This window comes from Paenibacillus sp. LX16 (genome assembly GCF_036252815.1).
GTDB classification, from domain to species: Bacteria; Bacillota; Bacilli; order Paenibacillales; family Paenibacillaceae; genus Paenibacillus; species Paenibacillus polymyxa_B.
This window is the reverse complement of sequence record NZ_CP141152.1, coordinates 5,429,789-5,448,583: the sequence shown is the minus strand read 5'-3', so window position 1 is coordinate 5,448,583 and position 18,795 is coordinate 5,429,789. Positions and strand designations below refer to the sequence as shown.

Annotated in this window: 18 protein-coding genes and 1 riboswitch; of the genes, 17 read left to right on the top strand and 1 reads right to left on the bottom strand. The window is 48.8% G+C overall.

All coding sequences use genetic code 11. The features are described 5' to 3' along the window. Window positions 1–85 precede the first annotated feature (85 nt). The 4 genes from T3H97_RS24420 to T3H97_RS24405 all read left to right on the top strand — a co-directional run bounded on the left by T3H97_RS24420 (window position 86) and on the right by T3H97_RS24405 (window position 4,030). Window positions 86–499: a BlaI/MecI/CopY family transcriptional regulator gene (locus tag T3H97_RS24420; protein WP_039271686.1), complete on the top strand. Its 414-nt coding sequence runs from the start codon at window positions 86–88 to the stop codon at window positions 497–499. A gap of 2 nt (window positions 500–501) precedes the next feature. Beyond that, window positions 502–1,362, top strand: coding sequence for a M56 family metallopeptidase (locus T3H97_RS24415; RefSeq protein ID WP_328801129.1), 861 nt, complete (start codon window positions 502–504; stop codon window positions 1,360–1,362). A gap of 117 nt (window positions 1,363–1,479) precedes the next feature. Then, the gene (locus tag T3H97_RS24410) at window positions 1,480–1,887 is read left to right on the top strand and encodes a DoxX family protein (RefSeq protein ID WP_165177881.1); all 408 of its coding nucleotides are present in this window, start codon (window positions 1,480–1,482) and stop codon (window positions 1,885–1,887) included. A gap of 154 nt (window positions 1,888–2,041) precedes the next feature. After that, entirely contained in the window at window positions 2,042–4,030 is a 1,989-nt protein-coding gene (locus tag T3H97_RS24405) for a methyl-accepting chemotaxis protein (protein ID WP_328801128.1), read from the top strand. A gap of 95 nt (window positions 4,031–4,125) precedes the next feature. On the opposite strand, the gene T3H97_RS24400 is transcribed toward T3H97_RS24405, so the two are convergent. Further along, window positions 4,126–5,106 (bottom strand): DMT family transporter, encoded by a 981-nt coding sequence (locus T3H97_RS24400; protein WP_328801127.1) that lies wholly within the window; start codon window positions 5,104–5,106, stop codon window positions 4,126–4,128. A gap of 181 nt (window positions 5,107–5,287) precedes the next feature. On the opposite strand from T3H97_RS24400, the gene T3H97_RS24395 reads away from it, so the two are divergent. The 13 genes from T3H97_RS24395 (at window position 5,288) to T3H97_RS24335 (ending at window position 18,727) form a co-directional block, all read left to right on the top strand. Further along, complete coding sequence (locus T3H97_RS24395; RefSeq protein ID WP_023990802.1) at window positions 5,288–6,145, top strand: LysR family transcriptional regulator; 858 nt, start codon at window positions 5,288–5,290, stop codon at window positions 6,143–6,145. A 69-nt stretch (window positions 6,146–6,214) separates the two neighbouring features. Beyond that, on the top strand, window positions 6,215–6,928 hold the full coding sequence (locus tag T3H97_RS24390; RefSeq protein ID WP_028540748.1) for a pirin family protein: 714 nt from the start codon (window positions 6,215–6,217) through the stop codon (window positions 6,926–6,928). 15 nt (window positions 6,929–6,943) lie between these two features. Next, window positions 6,944–7,282, top strand: coding sequence for a hypothetical protein (locus T3H97_RS24385; protein WP_328801126.1), 339 nt, complete (start codon window positions 6,944–6,946; stop codon window positions 7,280–7,282). Between the two features lie 179 nt (window positions 7,283–7,461). After that, window positions 7,462–9,087 (top strand): spore germination protein, encoded by a 1,626-nt coding sequence (locus T3H97_RS24380; protein WP_328801124.1) that lies wholly within the window; start codon window positions 7,462–7,464, stop codon window positions 9,085–9,087. After that, complete coding sequence (locus T3H97_RS24375) at window positions 9,087–10,304, top strand: Ger(x)C family spore germination protein (protein WP_209947740.1); 1,218 nt, start codon at window positions 9,087–9,089, stop codon at window positions 10,302–10,304. Before T3H97_RS24380 ends, T3H97_RS24375 begins: the two co-directional genes overlap by 1 nt. Further along, the gene (locus T3H97_RS24370; RefSeq protein WP_328801123.1) at window positions 10,297–10,521 is read left to right on the top strand and encodes a hypothetical protein; all 225 of its coding nucleotides are present in this window, start codon (window positions 10,297–10,299) and stop codon (window positions 10,519–10,521) included. The genes T3H97_RS24375 and T3H97_RS24370 overlap by 8 nt, the downstream gene beginning before the upstream one ends. 44 nt (window positions 10,522–10,565) lie before the next feature. Next, window positions 10,566–11,720 carry a GerAB/ArcD/ProY family transporter gene (locus tag T3H97_RS24365; RefSeq protein ID WP_328801121.1) on the top strand — a complete coding sequence of 385 codons (1,155 nt, stop codon included), beginning with the start codon at window positions 10,566–10,568 and terminating at the stop codon, window positions 11,718–11,720. 101 nt (window positions 11,721–11,821) lie between these two features. Beyond that, on the top strand, window positions 11,822–12,673 hold the full coding sequence (locus T3H97_RS24360; RefSeq protein WP_069080101.1) for a uroporphyrinogen-III synthase: 852 nt from the start codon (window positions 11,822–11,824) through the stop codon (window positions 12,671–12,673). 205 nt (window positions 12,674–12,878) lie between these two features. Then, window positions 12,879–13,433, top strand: coding sequence for an LOG family protein (locus tag T3H97_RS24355; protein WP_023990794.1), 555 nt, complete (start codon window positions 12,879–12,881; stop codon window positions 13,431–13,433). Between the two features lie 57 nt (window positions 13,434–13,490). Then, window positions 13,491–13,676: riboswitch (cobalamin riboswitch) on the top strand. 310 nt (window positions 13,677–13,986) lie between these two features. Continuing rightward, window positions 13,987–15,786: a precorrin-3B C(17)-methyltransferase gene (gene cobJ / locus T3H97_RS24350; protein ID WP_328801120.1), complete on the top strand. Its 1,800-nt coding sequence runs from the start codon at window positions 13,987–13,989 to the stop codon at window positions 15,784–15,786. 92 nt (window positions 15,787–15,878) lie between these two features. Continuing rightward, a complete protein-coding gene (locus tag T3H97_RS24345; RefSeq protein ID WP_328801119.1) occupies window positions 15,879–16,925 on the top strand; it encodes a sirohydrochlorin chelatase in 1,047 nt (348 codons plus the stop codon). Next, window positions 16,922–17,686: a precorrin-6A reductase gene (cobK, locus tag T3H97_RS24340; RefSeq protein ID WP_311080469.1), complete on the top strand. Its 765-nt coding sequence runs from the start codon at window positions 16,922–16,924 to the stop codon at window positions 17,684–17,686. Before T3H97_RS24345 ends, cobK begins: the two co-directional genes overlap by 4 nt. A 396-nt stretch (window positions 17,687–18,082) precedes the next feature. Further along, the gene (locus T3H97_RS24335; protein WP_103047344.1) at window positions 18,083–18,727 is read left to right on the top strand and encodes a precorrin-8X methylmutase; all 645 of its coding nucleotides are present in this window, start codon (window positions 18,083–18,085) and stop codon (window positions 18,725–18,727) included. The last annotated feature ends 68 nt before the right edge of the window (window positions 18,728–18,795 follow it).

Sequence of the window (18,795 nt, the reverse complement as noted above, 5' to 3'; positions counted from 1 at the left end):
GATTCCATGAAGAAACTGACATTAGGTGTGACGGTTGACTTTAGCCGGATATATACACTACAATCGGTAGTGTGAGGTGCTTCTTATGAAACGACTGAATTTTAAAGCTGGCGAAACCGGGCTTAACCGATTTTTCGGGCCTCTGGAAGCCAAGATTATGGATATTTTATGGTCCACTTCGGATCGGAGTATCAAAGAAGTGCAGACCGCGTTGGAGGGGGATCGGGACTTTAACTTCAATACGGTAATGACCGTGATGAACCGTTTAGTGGACAAGGGGATACTGAGTAAGAGTATACGTGGGAGAACGTCTTTATATCGTCCAGTTTTAAGTAGGGAAGAGTTCATGGATGAGCAATCCAAGGGACTCAGTCACGAATTGGTGGATGAATTTGGTCCGCTTGCTGTCAATCATATGATTGATGCTCTGGAGGTGGCCGATCCGAAGTTGATCGAACGTCTGGAACAAAAAATTAAACAATGGAAAAAGGATATGTAGCGATGTGGAAAACACGTTCTAAATTACTGTTTACAGCAGGCGCCTTGATTTCGGGTTTCGCCCTTATACAGATGGGTATGTACGCCGGGCAGCATGTTTTCGGCTGGAAATTGAATTATAACGTGTTTCAAATTTGCAGAAGTTTGTTGCAGCACTACGGAATTGGCTACATGGTGGATGCGCTCAGCGGGCTGGTTTTCATTACCTTTGCTATCGCTGGAGGAGAAGCAGTCAGACAGTGTATGGCTACCAGGGCAGCTTTTCGCAGACTGCACCGAATGCGTGACCTCTCTCTGACCGAGGCACTGGGTGAGCGATATCGTGAACTCGGGACCGATCGGATATGGGTCATTGATTATGCCAAGCCAGCCGCTTTTACCATGGGATTATGGAAGCCACGTATTGTATTGTCCTCTGCACTATTGTCCGTACTGGACAAGCACGAGGAAGAGGCTGTCATATACCACGAAGCCTATCATATGAAACATTATGATCCGTTGAAGACCTGGTTGCTGCAAGTGTGTGCTAAACAGCTGTTTTACTTGCCAGTGCTGCGTCACATTACCAATCATTATAAGACGGCCCGTGAAATTTTGGCCGATAACGAAGCGATCCATCGAGCTGGTTCACCCGTTGGGATTGGGAGCGCATTGCTCAAGCTTCTGAGTATGACACCTGCCAATACTCGCCTGGTAAACTCGGCCGCTTGTTCCTCGTTTGCAGAAACGTCCATTAATTATCGTATCTCACGTATTTTAGACCCTCAGCAAGAACCTGTCATTCAAATGCCTTGGCGTTCGATTATGTTTTCCAGCTATGTGCTAGTGATGCTGACACTTATGTTCGCACTGGCGCTAATCTAGTTGGACAAGATGCTTCTTACGGGTGGCGCTTTTCGCGCTCCCGATTCTCGATGTGCAATACACTACACTATGTAGTTTGTTACAGGATTTTTATACAATTTAAAAGGAGATGAGCAAATGAATCAAACGCTTATGAATATTGGATTATGGTTGGTACGAATCTTTACAGGGGTTATTTTTATCGTTCACGGTGCACAAAAGTTTCAGGGATTAGACGGAACCTCCGGCTTCTTCCAAAGTATCGGACTCCCTGGTTGGATGGCTCCTGTGGTCGCTACGGTTGAGCTGGTTGGAGGAATTGCACTGGTTCTGGGTATCGGAACACGACTGGCTGGAGCGGCATTGACCATTGTTATGATTGGTGTATTGCTAACCGCTAAAAAAGGACAGCCTTTTGGCTCGATTGAATTTGATCTGCTGATTCTGTTCACCAGCCTTCAGCAAGCGCTTGTCGGTGGACGTTTTCTGGCAGTGGATCAGTTATTTGGCCGCAAAAAGGCTGAAAACAGTAACGTACAGGTCTAAATGTTCATATAACCGCGTCCTTAGTCTTATAGGGCGCGTTTTTTGTTTTTCTCCTTTGTGAAATTTCATTGTAAATCATTTGCTACTTTCAACCGATATAACTAACACGGAATGTAATTCAAATATATCGTTTTATGAGCAAAGGGGAAAAAACATGGGAACAACGCGAAAGAGAAAAACGATATGGACACTCAGGAACAAGCTAAGTTTAGGCTTTTTACTTGTTTTGCTGATTCCGAGCTTAAGTATTTCCATTGCGACCTATAAATCATCATATAATGCTATGGAAAAACAGCTCCACGGCAGTGCGAATCAGGGGGTAGCGACAGCTAACTCAATAATTGAATACGCAATCGCCAGTAAAATTAAAGATGCGAGTTATTTGGCGGAGCGTCTGGACGGCTCGATGATAGATGGTCGAAACAGCCCTTTGATTCAGCCGAAGCTGATCCAATACAAGGGTTTGCATGAAGATGCCACGGATATTTTTGTTGGAACACCGGAGGGGCTGATGATTCGGGGGGTGCCCAAGGAGGATGAAGGGACATTTGATCCTCGCACACGCCCATGGTACATCGAAGCGATGAAGCAGCCCGGTAAGGTTGCAATTACGCCTGTTATTATCAATTCATCGGGTATTCCTGTTGTCGTAGTATCTCAGACGCTTTCCGACCAGTCCGGGGTTATCGGGATTTCCCTAAATCTGGAGAGTGTACGTAAACTGGCCTCCATCAAAGTGGGCCAGGAGGGGTATATCATCATTTTGGATCATACGAAGAAATTCGTAGTCCATCCTACGGCTAAAGCGGGCTCATCTCCTCAGGAGAATTCGCTTGATACGTTGTATACTGCGCCGAGTGGGAACTTCAACTATATGCATGAAGGTCGCGAGAAATATTTGACCTATGTAACGAATACGGATACCGGCTGGAAAATTGCAGGTACCTTTTATCAATCCGAGATTAGCGATGCCACCGCTGCCATGCGTTATGTAACCATTTTCGTGCTGGCTGCCTCACTGGTGATTGCGCTTATCGCGATTTTCCTGATTACCCGTTCTGTTTTGGTACCGATTCGTAAGCTGCAAAAATCAGCAGAACGAATCAGTGAAGGAGATTTGACGGGCGATTTGGAAACTGGGAAAACGGATGAGGTGGGCGAATTGTCTGCTCACTTTCAAACCATGGTGGATAGTTTGCGCACGATGATTCGAAGCGTACACGAAACGACAGATCGGGTAAGTTCTTCAGCGGAGGAGCTGGCTGCGGGTGCAGATCAGACAACCCAAGCGATTGAGCATGTCACCATTGCTATCCAGGAAGTAGCTGTGGGCAGCGAACGTCAGGTGCAGAGCGTTAAGCACGGCTCTGTAAATATGGAGGAGCTTGCTCAGCAAGCAGCGAACGTATCCGAGCGTATGGTGGGCGTTTCTGAACATGTGAAGATGAACGCCGAGTCGGCTCAGGAAGGCAGCAAGGCTGCTACGCAGGCTGTACAGAAGATGCATGACATCGACGAGACCGTTAACGATCTCGGACAGGCTATGGACTCCCTGAATGAGCGCTCCAGTGAAATCGTGAATATTATCAGCGTTATATCCGGTATTGCCAAACAGACGAATCTGTTAGCTCTGAATGCGTCCATTGAGGCCGCACGCGCTGGGGATCATGGTAAGGGATTTGCCGTGGTCGCTACGGAGGTGCGTAAGCTGGCTGAGGAATCAGCGAAATCGGCTACCTTGATCTCGGAGCGCATTGAAGCGATGCAGGTGGATATGAATCATGCTCTGGGTGCTATGCATCAAGCGCGGACACGAGTGACGGAAGGCATTGATTCGGTAACCACATCTGAGCAATCCTTTGCGGAAATCAGTCAGGCCGTGGAACGAGCTATGGTACATATCAATGACATTACCGGAGTGACTCAAGAAATGGCACGAGGGACTGTAGGTGTCGTAGATATTATGAGCGATATTGCCCACATTTCGGACGAGGCAGCGAGCAACACCGAGTCCATCTCAGCGGCAGCTGAGCAACAGCTTGCTTCTATCGAGGAGATTGCTTCATCTACAGCGGACCTGAGCCAAATGGCAGAGGAATTGCGCGAACTGGTTGGACGTTTTCAGGTTGAAGGAAAATCCTAAAATGATAAAAAGCGCCCGGATACAGGAGGTTATACTCTGTATCCAGGCGCTTTTTTTAATGTTTTAACATAATTTCTGGTTTGCAGGGTTAGAAGTTAACGTTGGAAGGACTTGCGGCGAACCAGACGGAAACGGACATCCCGTGAGCTGTCGGAAGGACGCAGCGAACTTCTCTGAAACATATTGTTCAGAACCAGCGCGAAAATGACCAGCACTGTCCCGTACAGTTCAAAACGGCTAATGGCGTAACCTTGGAAGTACATAAGTACCAGCGTGGTAATCGGTACAAAGTTAATAAATAGAATTCCGTTCAGTGGAGATAGCTTTCGGATTCCGGCATTCCAGCTAAGCAGGGCAGCCAGGCCCGGCAGCAGGATCATAAAGCTCATTTCGTATTTAACTGACCACACAGCCTGCCAGTCCGGCACCACAACCCAGTTGAAAGCAGAGGCAAATGTGACGACTACGAAGGAGACGAGAGTTCCAAGCAGGCAGGTTAGGGTTGAATACCGAAGAGTAGACCATCCTGCAAAATGGCTGCCTCCCATGGAATATACGACCCATCCGACGACGCCTACGAAAATAAGCAGCAGCGGCAGTAAATGTTGTCCGGCAAGTGTGAAAAAGGTCCATTTTCCGTTCGTGATCACAAGTAAAGCCCCAGCCAGCGCAATCATCATGCTAATTAGTGTATATTTCGGAGGCATTTTACGGGTCATGATCCACACCATCGCAATGGAAATCATCGGCATTAGCACTTCCATTATAGAGGCTACCAGAGTACCTGCTGCCCCCATCGCGTGCTGTCCCTGGAAAACGGCCATATTATAAATGGTGAATCCCATGGTCCCGAAGAATAACAACGTCTTGCCCTTGCCCTCAAAGCGAAATGCTGTCCGTCCCTCTTTGAGCCACAATAGCACGACTAAAATGAGTGTAACCGACAAATAGCGCAAAAATGAAAAGTACAGTGGATTGATGTGTTGTAATGCAATGTGCGAAACCGGAAACATCGCCCCCCAGGACATACTGGCGATTAGGCATAATAAAGATCCGGTCATGATTTGTCTGTTCATGGTGTACAAAAGCTCCTCCTTGCCGGTCTCAGCGGACATATCTTATGGACACATCATAAAGGATAGGGAGCTGTTGGTAAAATGATTGAAAATAAACATTATGATCATTTAAAATGATAATAAGTGACAAGGCGCGTCAATTTTGATGGCCCCTTGCCCTTCACAATAAGGGGGAGCAGTAGTGGATCTGAACGATTTAAACATTTTCCAGACGGTGGCTGCGCATGGCAGTGTCAGCAAGGCTGCAGCCGAGCTTAGCTATGTCCAGTCCAATGTAACGGCCAGAATCAAGCTGCTCGAAAAGGAGCTGCAAACGCCTTTATTTAATAGACATAAGCGGGGAATGATCCTCAATGCCGAGGGCAAGCGTCTGCTGCAATATACGAAAAGCATTTTATCGCAATTTGAGGAAATGAAACATGCGTTTCAGAATACCTCTGCACCTTCGGGGGTGCTGGAGATTGGCATTGTGGAGACTGTCATTGCCCTCCCGGCCATTTTACATGCTTACTATAGCAAGTACCCGGATGTCGAGTTGTCCCTCAAGGCTGGGGTTACAGAGTCTCTGGTGCAGGAGGTTGCAGAAATGCGGCTGGATGGAGCTTTTGTGACCGGGCCGGTCAAGCATCCGCTCATTGAACAGTTTGATGTATTTCAGGAAAAGCTGGTCCTTGTATCCCAAGGAGATGACTTTTCTGTCGAGGATCTCACTACCCGTCCGCTTCTCTTATATAAAAAAGGCTGCGGCTACCGGGGGCGGCTGGAAACCTGGCTCAAGATGGAGGGGATTATTCCCAAGCAGATTATGGAGTTTGGGACATTTGAGACGATTATCGGCAGTGTGGCAGCTGGTATTGGAATGACCGTTTTTCCCGAATCGTCGATCAGCGGACTGGTGGCTCAAGGCCTTGTGTGCGGTCATGCGATGCCTGAGCCGTACAATGAAGTAACAACGGTGTTTATCCGACGTAAGGAAGCCTTTGTTACCAGTACTTTACAGTCTTTTATAGATGAGATTATCACTCAGACAGAGGCGTAGCTTTATCGCTTTGGCTCGGTTACAATGAGAGGGATTTGATCTCATTTTTCTTCCTGAAGGAGGGCTATTATGTTTACAATATATCCGGCGGCTTCCCGATTCAGCTTCGATAAGGGCTGGCTGCGGGGGAGTCACAGCTTCTCATTCGCGGAGTATCAGGATGAGAACAATACAGCGTTTGGTCCTATGCGTGTCTGTAATGACGATGTCATCGCACCGGGACGGGGATTTGGGGCGCATCCGCACAGTGATATGGAGATTGTTTCGATTGTGCTGTATGGGGAACTGCGTCATGAAGACAACCGTGGACATGTAGCGGTGACCCGTTTTGGAGGCATTCAGCGAATGTCAGCAGGCCACGGCATCATTCATACGGAGCACAACGCTTCACAAACGGAGGATGTTAGTCTGCTGCAATTGTGGTTTAGCCCGCATACGAGAGGACTAAAACCGTCATATGAGGCTACAGCATTCAATCCTGAGCGTCTTCACGGTCAGCTTCTGCCGGTCGTTGCCGGAAAGCGCGTACCAGGCACGGAGGGTGAAATAGCTGCAATCAACCAGGATTTAACGATTTATTTAAGCAAGCTTCAGCCTGGAGAGCAAGTAGAATTCACACAGGCCGAGGGTCGGCGCGTGTTCCTATTCGTCATCGAAGGCTCGCTGCGTGTGAACGGTGAACATATTCTGCAAGGACGCGATTCCGCTCGTATTGAGCAGGAGCCGAAGCTCTCACTGAAAGCAGAAGATTCTGTTTTTTATATGTTGATTGATTTGCCCTAAAAGGAGGTGCGCACAATGGCGCAGCAGGAAACATGGCTGATCAAGCATGCCGTCACGGGACGTAGCTTTGCTGACAGCCGCAAGCAGGTTTTCGATTGCCATTTGGAATCGGCGGACGGCGTGTTTCGCTTTACGCTTCAAGGACTGCCGCATGAGACGGCAGAGGCGATTGTGCGTTATAGCGGGGAGTTGAACGTATTTCGTTTTGTAACGCCGGTAGACGATGGACCCCTGGTGAAGCATTGGTATTACGTCACCCCGGAAAGCGTGGAATATCATGATCAGACAGATGAGCTTACGTTCAAAGCTAGTTCTGAGATTGAATACCATCCTGAGGAGTATTGGGGAGATTAATCATTCCTTTATCATAAATTTTCAGATTTATAATGGATTTTCGAAGGCCCTGCATCATTGCAGGGTCTTTTTGTTATCCGTTCAACATGTTGAGTTCATTGGATACATAATCCTTTGTAGGCTGGTACATCCTATAGGACATATTATCTGTTCGGCTCATTCGTAAAGGGGGAATAACGATGAAGAAAGGGCGCTTTCCCAAGTTGCCGAAGCTACCGTGGAGCCGGAGAGCGATTCCAGCCGCAGACCGCAAGACACGAAATTCCAATGTGCCCAAAGGACTGCCTGAGTCTTCGTGGCTGGAGCAGCCGCTACGTAGCAGTGTGGAAGACAATTTGATTGCTTTGCGTGATATTTTCAAGGATTGCTCTGATATCGTCTATCGAGAGCTCATGATTTCCCCTGAACGCAAAGGGTTGTTGGCTTATTTTGAAGGTACGGTAAAATCGGAGGATTTGCAGGATCATATCCTGCGGCCTGTCATTCTGGGCATGATGCTCAAGGACCCTGAGGTAAACGGCAAATTAGAGCCGTTGGATGAAACTCGTATCTCCATGTCCCAGACTAAAACGATGGACGAATGGAAGATGGTATCGGCAGCGATACTGGACGGCAATGCCGCCTTGTTCGTAGATGGTACGCCTCGTGCTTATATTTTTAGCGCCAAGGGGGGCGTCCGCCGTGGTGTGGAGGAGCCGCAGACCGAATCGGTTATTCGTGGACCGCGTGAAGGATTCACAGAGACACTTCGCGTCAATACGGCACTGTTACGTTTCAAGCTGAAGACCTCCAAGCTCAAGATGTACAGCATGACCATCGGAACAGAAACACAAACGAGCATCGTCCTTACCTATATCGAAGGAATCATAGATCCCAAGTTGGTGGAGGATGTAAAAAAAAGGATCAGCGATATTGAAATTGATGGTGTCCTGGAGACGGGATATATTGAGGAACTGATTGAGGATCACCCGTTTTCGCCATTTCCGCAAATGGAATACACCGAACGACCGGATACCGTCACTGCACAATTATTGGAAGGGCGTTTTGCCATTTTTGTGGACGGAACGCCGTTTGCCCTGATTGGGCCCGTGACGATGTGGCAGATGATGCAAGCGAGCGAAGATTATTACGAGCGTTTTTTTATCAGTAATATGGTGCGCTGGATTCGTTTTCTTTTTCTGATATTGGCTCTCTTTCTGCCTGCATTATATGTAGCGGTCACGACCTATCATCATGATATGCTGCCAACGACGCTTATTTTGAGTATTGCGGCAGCGCGTGAGTCTATCCCTTTCCCCGCTTTGGTGGAAGCACTGATGATGGAAATTTCCTTTGAGGCATTACGGGAAGCGGGGATTCGTCTCCCCAAAACGGTCGGTCAGGCTGTCAGTATCCTTGGAGCGCTCGTCATCGGTCAGGCATCCGTACAAGCGGGAATTGTATCGGCACCGATGGTTATTATCGTGTCGCTCACAGGTATTGCTTCGTTTACCATTCCACGCTTTAACTTTGCCATCACGGTTCGCCTGCTACGATTTCCCATCATGCTGATGGCGGGTTTATTCGGATTGTTTGGGATCATTATTGCGACAACGCTGATTGCTACGCATCTAACCAAGCTAACATCGTTTGGTGTTCCTTATATGAGCGGATATAGCCCGTACAACCATATGGATCAAAAGGATATCGTCGTCCGTGCACCTTGGTGGAAAATGACTAAACGTCCTTCCTGGATTGGTAAAGACAATAACAAACGAGCGAAGGAAAAGATGAATGGATCGCCTACAACCGAGGAGGGATGGTGATGAAGCCCAAATCCGATACACAAAAAATACGTAAAGCGGCTGTGCTCTGTTGTCTGCTGCTTTGTTCTGTTCTTTTGGGAGGATGCTGGGATCGCCGTGAAGTGAACGATGTGGCCTTTGTGATGGGCACGGGCCTGGATAAAGAAGGCGATCAATACCGGGTAACGATGCAAATTGCTCTGCCCGGACAGCTTGGATCTTCGGGCAGTACAGGGGGAGGGGGAGGTACAAGCGGTACGAAATCCTACTACCTGGAGTCCAAAACAGGTCCAAGCTTCCGAGGAGCAAGCACCGAGGAACAGCGCGAGGTTTCACGAACACTGAATTACTCTCATCGACGGGTGCTGCTGTTCGGGGAGACGCTGGCACGGGAAGGGATTAGCAAAATGATGGATGTCATTGCACGTATTCCGCAGAACCGTCTGTCTTCCCTGGTTGTTATCACGAAGGGGTCAGCGATGGAAGTGCTTCAGGCAGATGCTCCGATTGAGCAATATCCAGCGGAAATGGTGCGTGAGCTTAACTTTTCCTATATGAAAAAACCTCGTTCCGTTAAACTGCTGATGAATTCCGTCCTGCTGGAAGGCATTGACCCGGTGGTGCCAGTAATGTCTCTGGTGAAAAATGGGCCCGCTAGTCTTAAAGACAAGAAGACGAATATTCAGATCGATGGACTGGCAGTCTTTCGACAAGACAGGTTAACAGGGATTATTGATAACCATCTAAGTCGGTTTCTGCTGTTGGGTATGGAGCAAGCCAAGGAGACAGAGATATTTATCCCCCCTCCCAAGGGTAAAGGTTACATATCTGTGCATCTCATCGAAAATAGAGTCCATATCAAGCCCTTTATTCGGGGGGATGAGATTCGAATGACCGTTCATATGAACTGCAATGGGAATGTGAAGGAAAATGAGACGAATTTCGATATTTCCAACGAGGAAAATTTGAAGTGGCTGGAGCAGCAGACAGCCGAGGAAATCAAGAGGGAGCTGGGAGAGGCTGTCCACGTGATTCAGCAAAAGTATCGGTCAGACGTACTTGGTTTGGGCCGGGCTATTATTACGAGTCACCCGGACGAATGGAAACGGATTAAACCTCAATGGGAACAACTATATCCCAAGGTGGAGATCACCATAAATCCGGTCGTGCATATTGAGAATATTGGTGCGGTCACCAAACCATTCGGGGTCAAAAAGGAGCAAATCCAGAATGAATAAAGTATTTCTGTTACCTTTGGTGCTGGCTATGCTCTTTATGTATCTGATTGACCGTAAAAATATTAACAATGCACCCGCCATCAATCGTTGGGTCTCTCGAGTATTGTATGTTATTAGCATTGGTATCTGGATTTACGGAACATCAACGAAGAGCACCGTTTATGTGGCTACATGGCTGACCCGTTTTATTGACATGTGGATCCCCCCTACGTTGTAAATCGTGTAATGGATGCCTGCGGGCAAAAAGGAGGATGTACCTGCATGAAACAGTTCACAACCAGACAAATTGTGCTGCTTGGTGTATTGATGGAGGTCGGTATTACCCTTATACATGCTCCCGCGCAGGCAGCGGATCACGCGAATCAACATGCCTACTGGACCTGTATAATTGCTGCTATCGTGCTATGCTTGCCGATCTGGGCGATGTTGAGACTCAAGCGACGTTTTCCTGATCAGGAATTGATGCAGGCGATGGTGAGCTCTCATCCTGTGTTGGGACGTGTGCTGCTTGCAATCTACCTTATTTTATTCCTGATCATTTTTACGCGAGATTTGAGAATTATTACGGATCTGGTGGAGGTGGTGCTTTTGCCGCTGACTCCGATTGTGGTCACTTCTCTTATTGTGCTGTTAACTCTGGTATTTATGGCTAAAGGTGGAATAAGAACCATCGTCAATATGGCGGAGATTTTTGTACCGTTGTTGATTCTGACATTGCTGACCATGCCGCTTTTTTTCGGGCGTAATATGGACTTCTCGGTACTGAGACCTTATTTACATCCGGAAGTAGATGGAGTGATTAAGGGCAGCTGGCGCATGCTGGGATATATGGCTGATATCATGATAGTCCCCTTTGTAATTTCTGGGAAGAGCTATAATGGGCGTAGTGCGTGGTTTGGGCATTTGCTCGGAACCGCTTTTCTGATTATCCTGGTGCTGCTGTCCGAGTTGGTTATTGGTGTTCCTATCTTGTCACGGCTGTTTTATCCATCGTATGAACTGGTGCGTCAATTGCAGCTAACGGACTTTCTGGATCGGTTCGACTTGTTCGTGGCGGCACTGACCGTACCGACCTTTCTTACGAAGATTGGAGTTGATCTGTATGTTACCAGTTTGGCAGTAAAGCGTATGTTTGCCCAAGCCTGGGGAAGTCTGATGGTTTGGCCCGTAGGTTTGTTAGGTTATGTCTGTTCGTTTATGCTGTTCTCCAACATCGTGCAAATTTATGATTTCAGTCGAGAATGGACTGCGGTGATGGTCATTTTTTTTGTATTGATGCCCTTCGTGCTGTGGATGTTGCTCCGACCCAAATCTAAAGGGAGAGGCGACGATGATAAGGCATCTAACGGAGAGCGGGATAGTAGTAGTCAGAAAGAAAGCCAGCAGGGAGGCAGAACAGGACACGGCCACTTATAAGTTTACTGTATTCATCGGAAAAGTAATTCTTATTTGTCTTTTACCCCTCTGATTGTATACTTGGTAGAAAGAAATACGACATCTACAAGGGAGGCAACAGAATGGCACAACGCATGGCAGGCAAGAGAGTCGCTCTTGCGGGTCCCCGTAAAGCAGAAGAAATGGCGCTGCTAGTTGTGAAGATGGGGGGTGAGCCAGTACAGCGCCCGGCCCAGGGTACCGTTTTTCTGGATGATATCGAGCTGCGCAACGCTGTTGTATCGTGGGTGAAGCACCCTCCGGACTGGTACATCTTCACGACAGGTATGGGGCTGGATGCCCTGTTCGATATGGCAGAGGATATGGGCGTGGCTGAGCAGATTATGGAGCTGCTGCAATCTTCCAACATTGCAGCGCGGGGCTACAAGACGGTCAATGGACTCAAAAAGCGTGGCTTTACGCCAGCAGTACGAGACGAGGACGGAAGTTTGATCGGATTGACAGGAGCTTTCGCCCCATACGATCTGAAGGGAAAAGAAGTATTGTTGCAACTGCATGGCGATCCAGCCCCACGGTTGGTAAAGTGGCTAGACGAGCAGGGGGCAGTGACCCGCCAGGTACTTCCTTATAAGCATATCCCACCCGAGGAAGCAAAATTGCAGGCGTTACTGGAGGATGTTATCCATCGTAATGTTGATGCTGTTACGTTCACGAGTGGTCCGCAAATTCGATTTTTAGCCCAATATGCGAGAGAGCAAAATCGAATCGAGGATTTACTGGAAGCTTTCCGTGAGGATGTGATTGCTGTATCAGTAGGGAAGGTGACTGCACAGTCCATTGTGGAAGAAGGGATTGATCGAGTCGTGTTTCCAACCGAAGAGCGCATGGGCGCGATGATGGTGGAGCTGGGCAAATATTTTGAGCATAACGATTCGGTGCATGGCTGTGGTCTGAAGATCGTGAATGGTCATTGAAATGAGATAGAAATTATAAATATAGTATGCTAAAAATGAACTTATATTTTTGGATAAAGCGTAAAATAAAGATAAGGGCCTGCGAGGTCTTTATCTTTTTTTATTGGATATGCATCGACAAAGATTTTTGTTATAGCGAAAATATTTAGCTAATATAATGAATAAGTTTCGATGCATGATACTTAGGACAGGAGCTGAGACGTTAATGAATTCTATTTGTGTATTTGCCGGGTCCAGACCTGGACATTCATCGGTATATGTTGAAGCGGCAGGCAAGCTGGGAGAAGCCATGGCTCGCCATCATATCCGTCTGATCTACGGTGGCTCCAGTAGGGGGCTGATGGGAGAGGTGGCGGATGGAATGCTGGCGGGTGACGGTCAGGTCACTGGCATTATGCCTACCCTGTTATTTGATGCAGAGATCATTCATCGGGGGGTTACCGAATTTATTGAGGTAGCAAGCATGCATGAGCGTAAAGCGGCAATGAGCGAGATGGCCGATGCGTTTATTGCCCTTCCGGGTGGCTTGGGAACCTTTGAAGAGCTGTTCGAGGTATTGTGCTGGGCGCAAATTGGCATTCATCGCAAGCCGATTGGGCTGCTGAATGTGAATGGATATTTTGACCCGTTAGTAGAAATGGTGCGTCATAGCGTGCAAGAAGGGTTTACCGGGGCTGAGCATCCAGCGTTATTAAGTATCTCTGCGGACCCGGACGAATTGCTACATATGTTAAAAAATAAAGCAGAGAACTTGAAATAAAGCGTTTTTCGTGCTTGCACAACTGATTGAGGCAAGGTTATGATAAGACCCATAATCAAATAGCGGACAGACAAGGTGCCTTTGCGGTTGAGCAAAGGGTAACAGGGAATCGGGTGCAAATCCCGAGCGGTCCCGCCACTGTAAGGAAGAGGATTTTTTTAAATGGTCACTCGTGAAAAACGGGGAAGACGAAAGAATCTGTTGATGCCAAGCCAGGAGACCTACCTTGATCTGTATGCACCGTTAACCTTCGCGGAGAGGATGGGTGTACGAAATCAGGAAATCAGGCACACGTTGCTTTTTCCATGTTGGTTAGAGGTTTGCGTGGATATGAACGTGCAGCAGCGTTTGAAGCGTAAACAGACAGGTGGAAAACAACGGCAGGCTGGAGGAAGACAAATAGTGTCTTCTTACGCTGTTTGTTCGTCTGATGAGAGATACGTACATAGAAACCCCATCCGGGTAGGATGGGGTTTTTTGAGTTACAGGATGTCCATAAATCATTGAAATAGATAGGATAGCTACCCTGAAAAGGGTGAATAGGAGGAGCACGATGAGCCCATTAGGAAAATTGCTGGTGATTGGATTTGGACCAGGAGATATGGAACATATCACAAAACGGGCGCTGGATGCGCTGGCCGAAAGTGAGGTCATTATCGGCTACAATACCTACGTTGATTTGATCCGTCCGTTGTTGAACGGACAGGAGATTGTACGCACAGGGATGACAGAGGAAGTGAGCCGTGCGCAGGAGGCGGTTCGCCAAGCAGAGATGGGCAAGAAGGTAGCTGTCATTTCCAGTGGAGATGCAGGAGTCTATGGTATGGCAGGGCTGGTGTACGAAGTGCTGATGCAAAAAGGCTGGCGACGCGAGGACGGGGTTGAGGTAGAAGTCGTGCCAGGGATCTCGGCTATTCAGTCCTGTGCTTCACTGTTGGGGGCGCCAGTTATGCATGATGCTTGCACGATCAGTCTGAGTGATCATCTGACCCCCTGGGAAACGATTGTGAAGCGTGTAGAAGCAGCGGCTTCGGCCGATTTTGTGATTGCATTATACAACCCGCGCAGTGGTCGGCGTACCCGCCAGATTGTGGAGACGCAGTCCATTTTGCTGCGTTACCGCGATCCGCAAACTCCAGTTGGGTTGGTGAAAAGTGCTTATCGTGAACGTCAGCAAGTTATTGTAACGACGCTGGAAGATATGCTGAATCATGACATCGGGATGCTGACGACTGTAATCATCGGCAATTCCTCGACAACGGTGTATGACGGCTTGATCGTGACTCCGCGCGGATATCAGCGCAAATACACGCTGGATGCGACCGAGCAGGCGCTCAAGCCACATCAGCGTCTCCGCACGGAAGCGGAGCCGTGGTCGCTGGGCGCACAAGAGGATACACCGCAGGCAGGCGCAGCCCCGACTACGCCCGCTGGACCCTCCGCGAGCGGCGCTGCGGTTGCGACGCAGGCACGCCCGCAAGCGATGGCTGCCGTGCAGGCAACGACCGCTGTGCAAACCGGCGCAGCAACCCCGGCATCGCTGGCGGCAGAGGCACTAAGCCGCCTAGCTGTTGGCGGCAAGCTGCCTAGCGCAGCCAACGCTCGCTGGAGCGGGCAAGCGCCTGCTACCGAGAGCACCGCCGGAACGTCAGCGGTGGCCGGAGCGGGGACCGCGTCCGGGATGGCGACAGGCGGCTTTGGCAAGCCTGCGCTATTTGAGGTGGGTGTTTCCCCGGGTGTGGGAAACAAGAAGTTCACCGCTCGCCAGATGGCGCTGCTCGCCGAGGTAGCGGGTGATGACGGCGAGCTGGAATACACGCCAGATCATCAGATCGTGCTGCGCGTGCCGTGTGCAGACCCCGAGGAACTGGTCGGACGGCTGCGGGATGAACGATTCATTGTCATGCCGATTGGCGATGTGTTTAAGGTGAAGGCGTGCGACTTCTGCAATATGGAGAAGGATGACGCTGTGCCTGTGGCTGAGCATCTACAGGTGGTACTTGGCGGATTACAAGCACCCAAGGAAACGAGCATTGCTTTGAACGGATGCGGTATGGCCTGCTATGGAGCGGTGCTGGAGGATATCGGAATCGTCTATCGCAAGGGAGGATACGACCTCTTCCTTGGTGGTAAAAAATTCGGTCGCAATGCTCATGCCGCTCAGCCCGTAGCGGAAGGGATTCCGGGTGATCAAATTACTGACATTGTGGAGAACGTCATCGCTGAATATAAGGAAAAAGGGCATCCGAATGAGCGTTTTCATAAATTTTTTAAACGTGTAGGCGTCGTTGCGGGTTTCCGGCATGAGGATTCACCAGCAACGGTAGAAGTGAATGCGGTTTGTGGTGATTAATGTACTGAAGGCCTGATGAACTGGATACAAGCATATATATAATAGGGCGTCATGCAGGCGCTATCCCTATTAAAGAGGAGGAAAAAACAGCAGTGGATGCAATATTGTTGGTTGGACATGGAAGTCGGGACCCGGAGGGGAACCAGGAACTGCTGGAATTTGCACAGGCAGTGGCAGACCGGGTACCGGATATGTGCGTGGAAACCTGTTTCTTGGAGTTGGCACGTCCCAGCATTGCTGATGGGATGCAAACATGTGTGGAGAAAGGTGCGACGCGTGTCGTTCTCATTCCGATTATCTTGTTCGCAGCGGTACATGCCAAAATTGATATTCCGATGGCTATTGACCGGGCAAAGGCGAAATATCCGCAGGTGGAATTTGTATACGGACGTCCGATTGGTGTTCACGAGAAAATCGTTAGCATTCTGCAAAGCCGCTTGAAAGAGGCCCGTCCGGTTGCAGTTCCAGCGGGAATGAATAGAGCTGTAGAGGCATTTGCCGAGGTATCCGACGAAGAAACGGCGGTACTTGTGTTAGGACGCGGAAGTAGCGATCCAGATGCGAACAGTGACTTTTTCAAAATCACCCGTATGCTGTGGGAACAGCTTTCTTATACGTGGGTAGAGAGCAGCTTTATCGGTGTGACGCAGCCTTCTTTTCCCGATGGGTTGGAGCGTTGTGTACGATTGGGGGCCAAAAAGATTATCGTGCTTCCCTATTTTCTGTTCACGGGTGTGCTGATTAAGCGCATCGGAGAAATGACCCAGGAATTTGCCGAGGCTCACCCTACATTACAAGTGGAAATGGGCGGATATTTTGGTTTCCATCCTCAACTGATTGAACTGGTACTGGAGCGAGCTAAGGAAGGCTTGTTCGGCAAGGTTACGGCCAATTGTGATAATTGCCAGTTCCGTCTGGAGGCGCAGGAGCACCACCATCATCACCACGACCATGACCATGACCACCATCATGAGCATCATCATGCACATGAGCACGATCATCATGATCACTATACACACAGCCACGATCACACTCATGAGCATGTCCATGCTCACAGCCATGATGACCATGATCACCATCACGAGCATTCACATACGCCATCTGTGGTGAACAGAAGCGGGCAGGTGAAGGGCTCATGATATTCATGCTATGCGGAACGAGCGATGCTCGGGAATTGGCGCTGCAAATCCGTGACAATGGCTTCAACGTATTGACCTCGGTCGTAACCGAAAGCGCGGCGGCCAGCTTGTCCGAAGCGGGGCTGGACGTACGTACAGGCCGAATGACAGCCGATGAAATGACTACAATGATTCGGGAGCAGGGAATACAGGCGGTTGTTGATGCCAGTCATCCTTTTGCGGAAGAAGCACATGCGAATGCGATGACAGCCGCTCGCGAGTCCGGAGTTCCTTATATTCGCTACGAGCGGGCGGGACTGGTGTATGACAATCATCCATTGCTCCACATCGTATCTTCCTATGAAGAAGCCGCATTAGAAGCGAAGCAACTCAAAGGCTCTGTAATGCTTACGACAGGCAGTAAGACGCTCGGCACGTTCACCAAGCATTTACTCGGAGACCCGGAGATTCGTCTGGTTGCACGCATGCTGCCGCGCTTGGACAATATGGAGAAATGCGGCGAACTGGGCATGGAGCAAAAGAATATTATTGCCATGCAGGGACCCTTTTCCCGCGAGATGAACGAAGCATTGTACAAGCACTATGGCACGACCGTGATGGTCACCAAGGAAAGCGGACGCACGGGAGCAGTGGATGAAAAGGTTCAATCTGCATTGGAGCTGGGGATTCACGTACTTCTGATTTCCAGACCGGAAGTAGAATTTGGAACTGTATTTGATCATTACGACGGAGTAATCAACGCACTGCGTACTGCCGAATAGGAGTCCATGCTCTAAGTTATAAATCTATGACTCTATGAAGCTGGTCAATCCCAGTCAATCCAATAAATCCAGAGCGATCTCTGGCGTGTATTTAAAATATAGTCATCTTAAAATCAGTTTTTGTTTAGAGGTGTTTATAACTCCTTAACATGAATGTCATTTTCCTTAAGACGACTTGAAAAATGAACATAAAAACGGAGTAGCCGGAATGGTGCTGTGCAAGCGGAGCGGTCGCTTTTGTCCCCGGATTTCTACGCTGCTCATAGGTTTTATTCAAGAAATCCGGGGGCGGTGGCGATGGGAAGCACCATCCGACTGCGTAGTGGAACAATAGGTAACTTTAACATTCTAAGTTAATTTAATTTTCTGAATTTCCATAAGGGAGTGGTCGATACGATGGATTTTAAAACAGAATTTAAACCGCTAACGGTACAGCCGCAGGAAATTGAGGGCAAAAGCTTCGAGATGATCACTGAAGAATTGGGAGAGCATCCTTTTACAGCAGAGCAATATCCCGTTGTACAGCGTGTCATTCATGCATCTGCTGATTTTGAGCTGGGCCGCAGCATGGTGTTTCATCCAAAAGCGATTGAAGCCGGGGTTGCAGCTATTCGCGCAGGACAGCAGGTAGTGGCGGATGTGCAGATGATTCAAGCGGGGCTGAGCAAGGATCGTATCCGTCAATTTGGCGGGGATGTGCATGTGTACATATCTGACCCTGATGTCATGGAAGAAGCGAAAAGGCTGAATACGACACGCGCCATTATTTCGATGCGCAAAGCGATTCAGGCGGGCGAAGGTGGCATTTATGCCATTGGTAATGCGCCTACAGCGTTGCTGGAGTTGATCCGTCTAGTAAAAGAAGGAGCGGCTAAGCCCGGACTGGTGATTGGCATGCCCGTCGGTTTCGTATCGGCAGCAGAATCTAAGGATGAGCTGCGCAAGCTGGATATTCCGTTCATTACGAATATTGGACGCAAGGGCGGCAGTACAATTGTCGTAGCAGCATTGAATGCGATCTCCTTAATGGCTGTCCGCTAGATGCGGTTGTTCGTTTGCTGTATCATGAAATGAATTGGAACATGATCAGCAGAAGAGGTTAAGGAGGA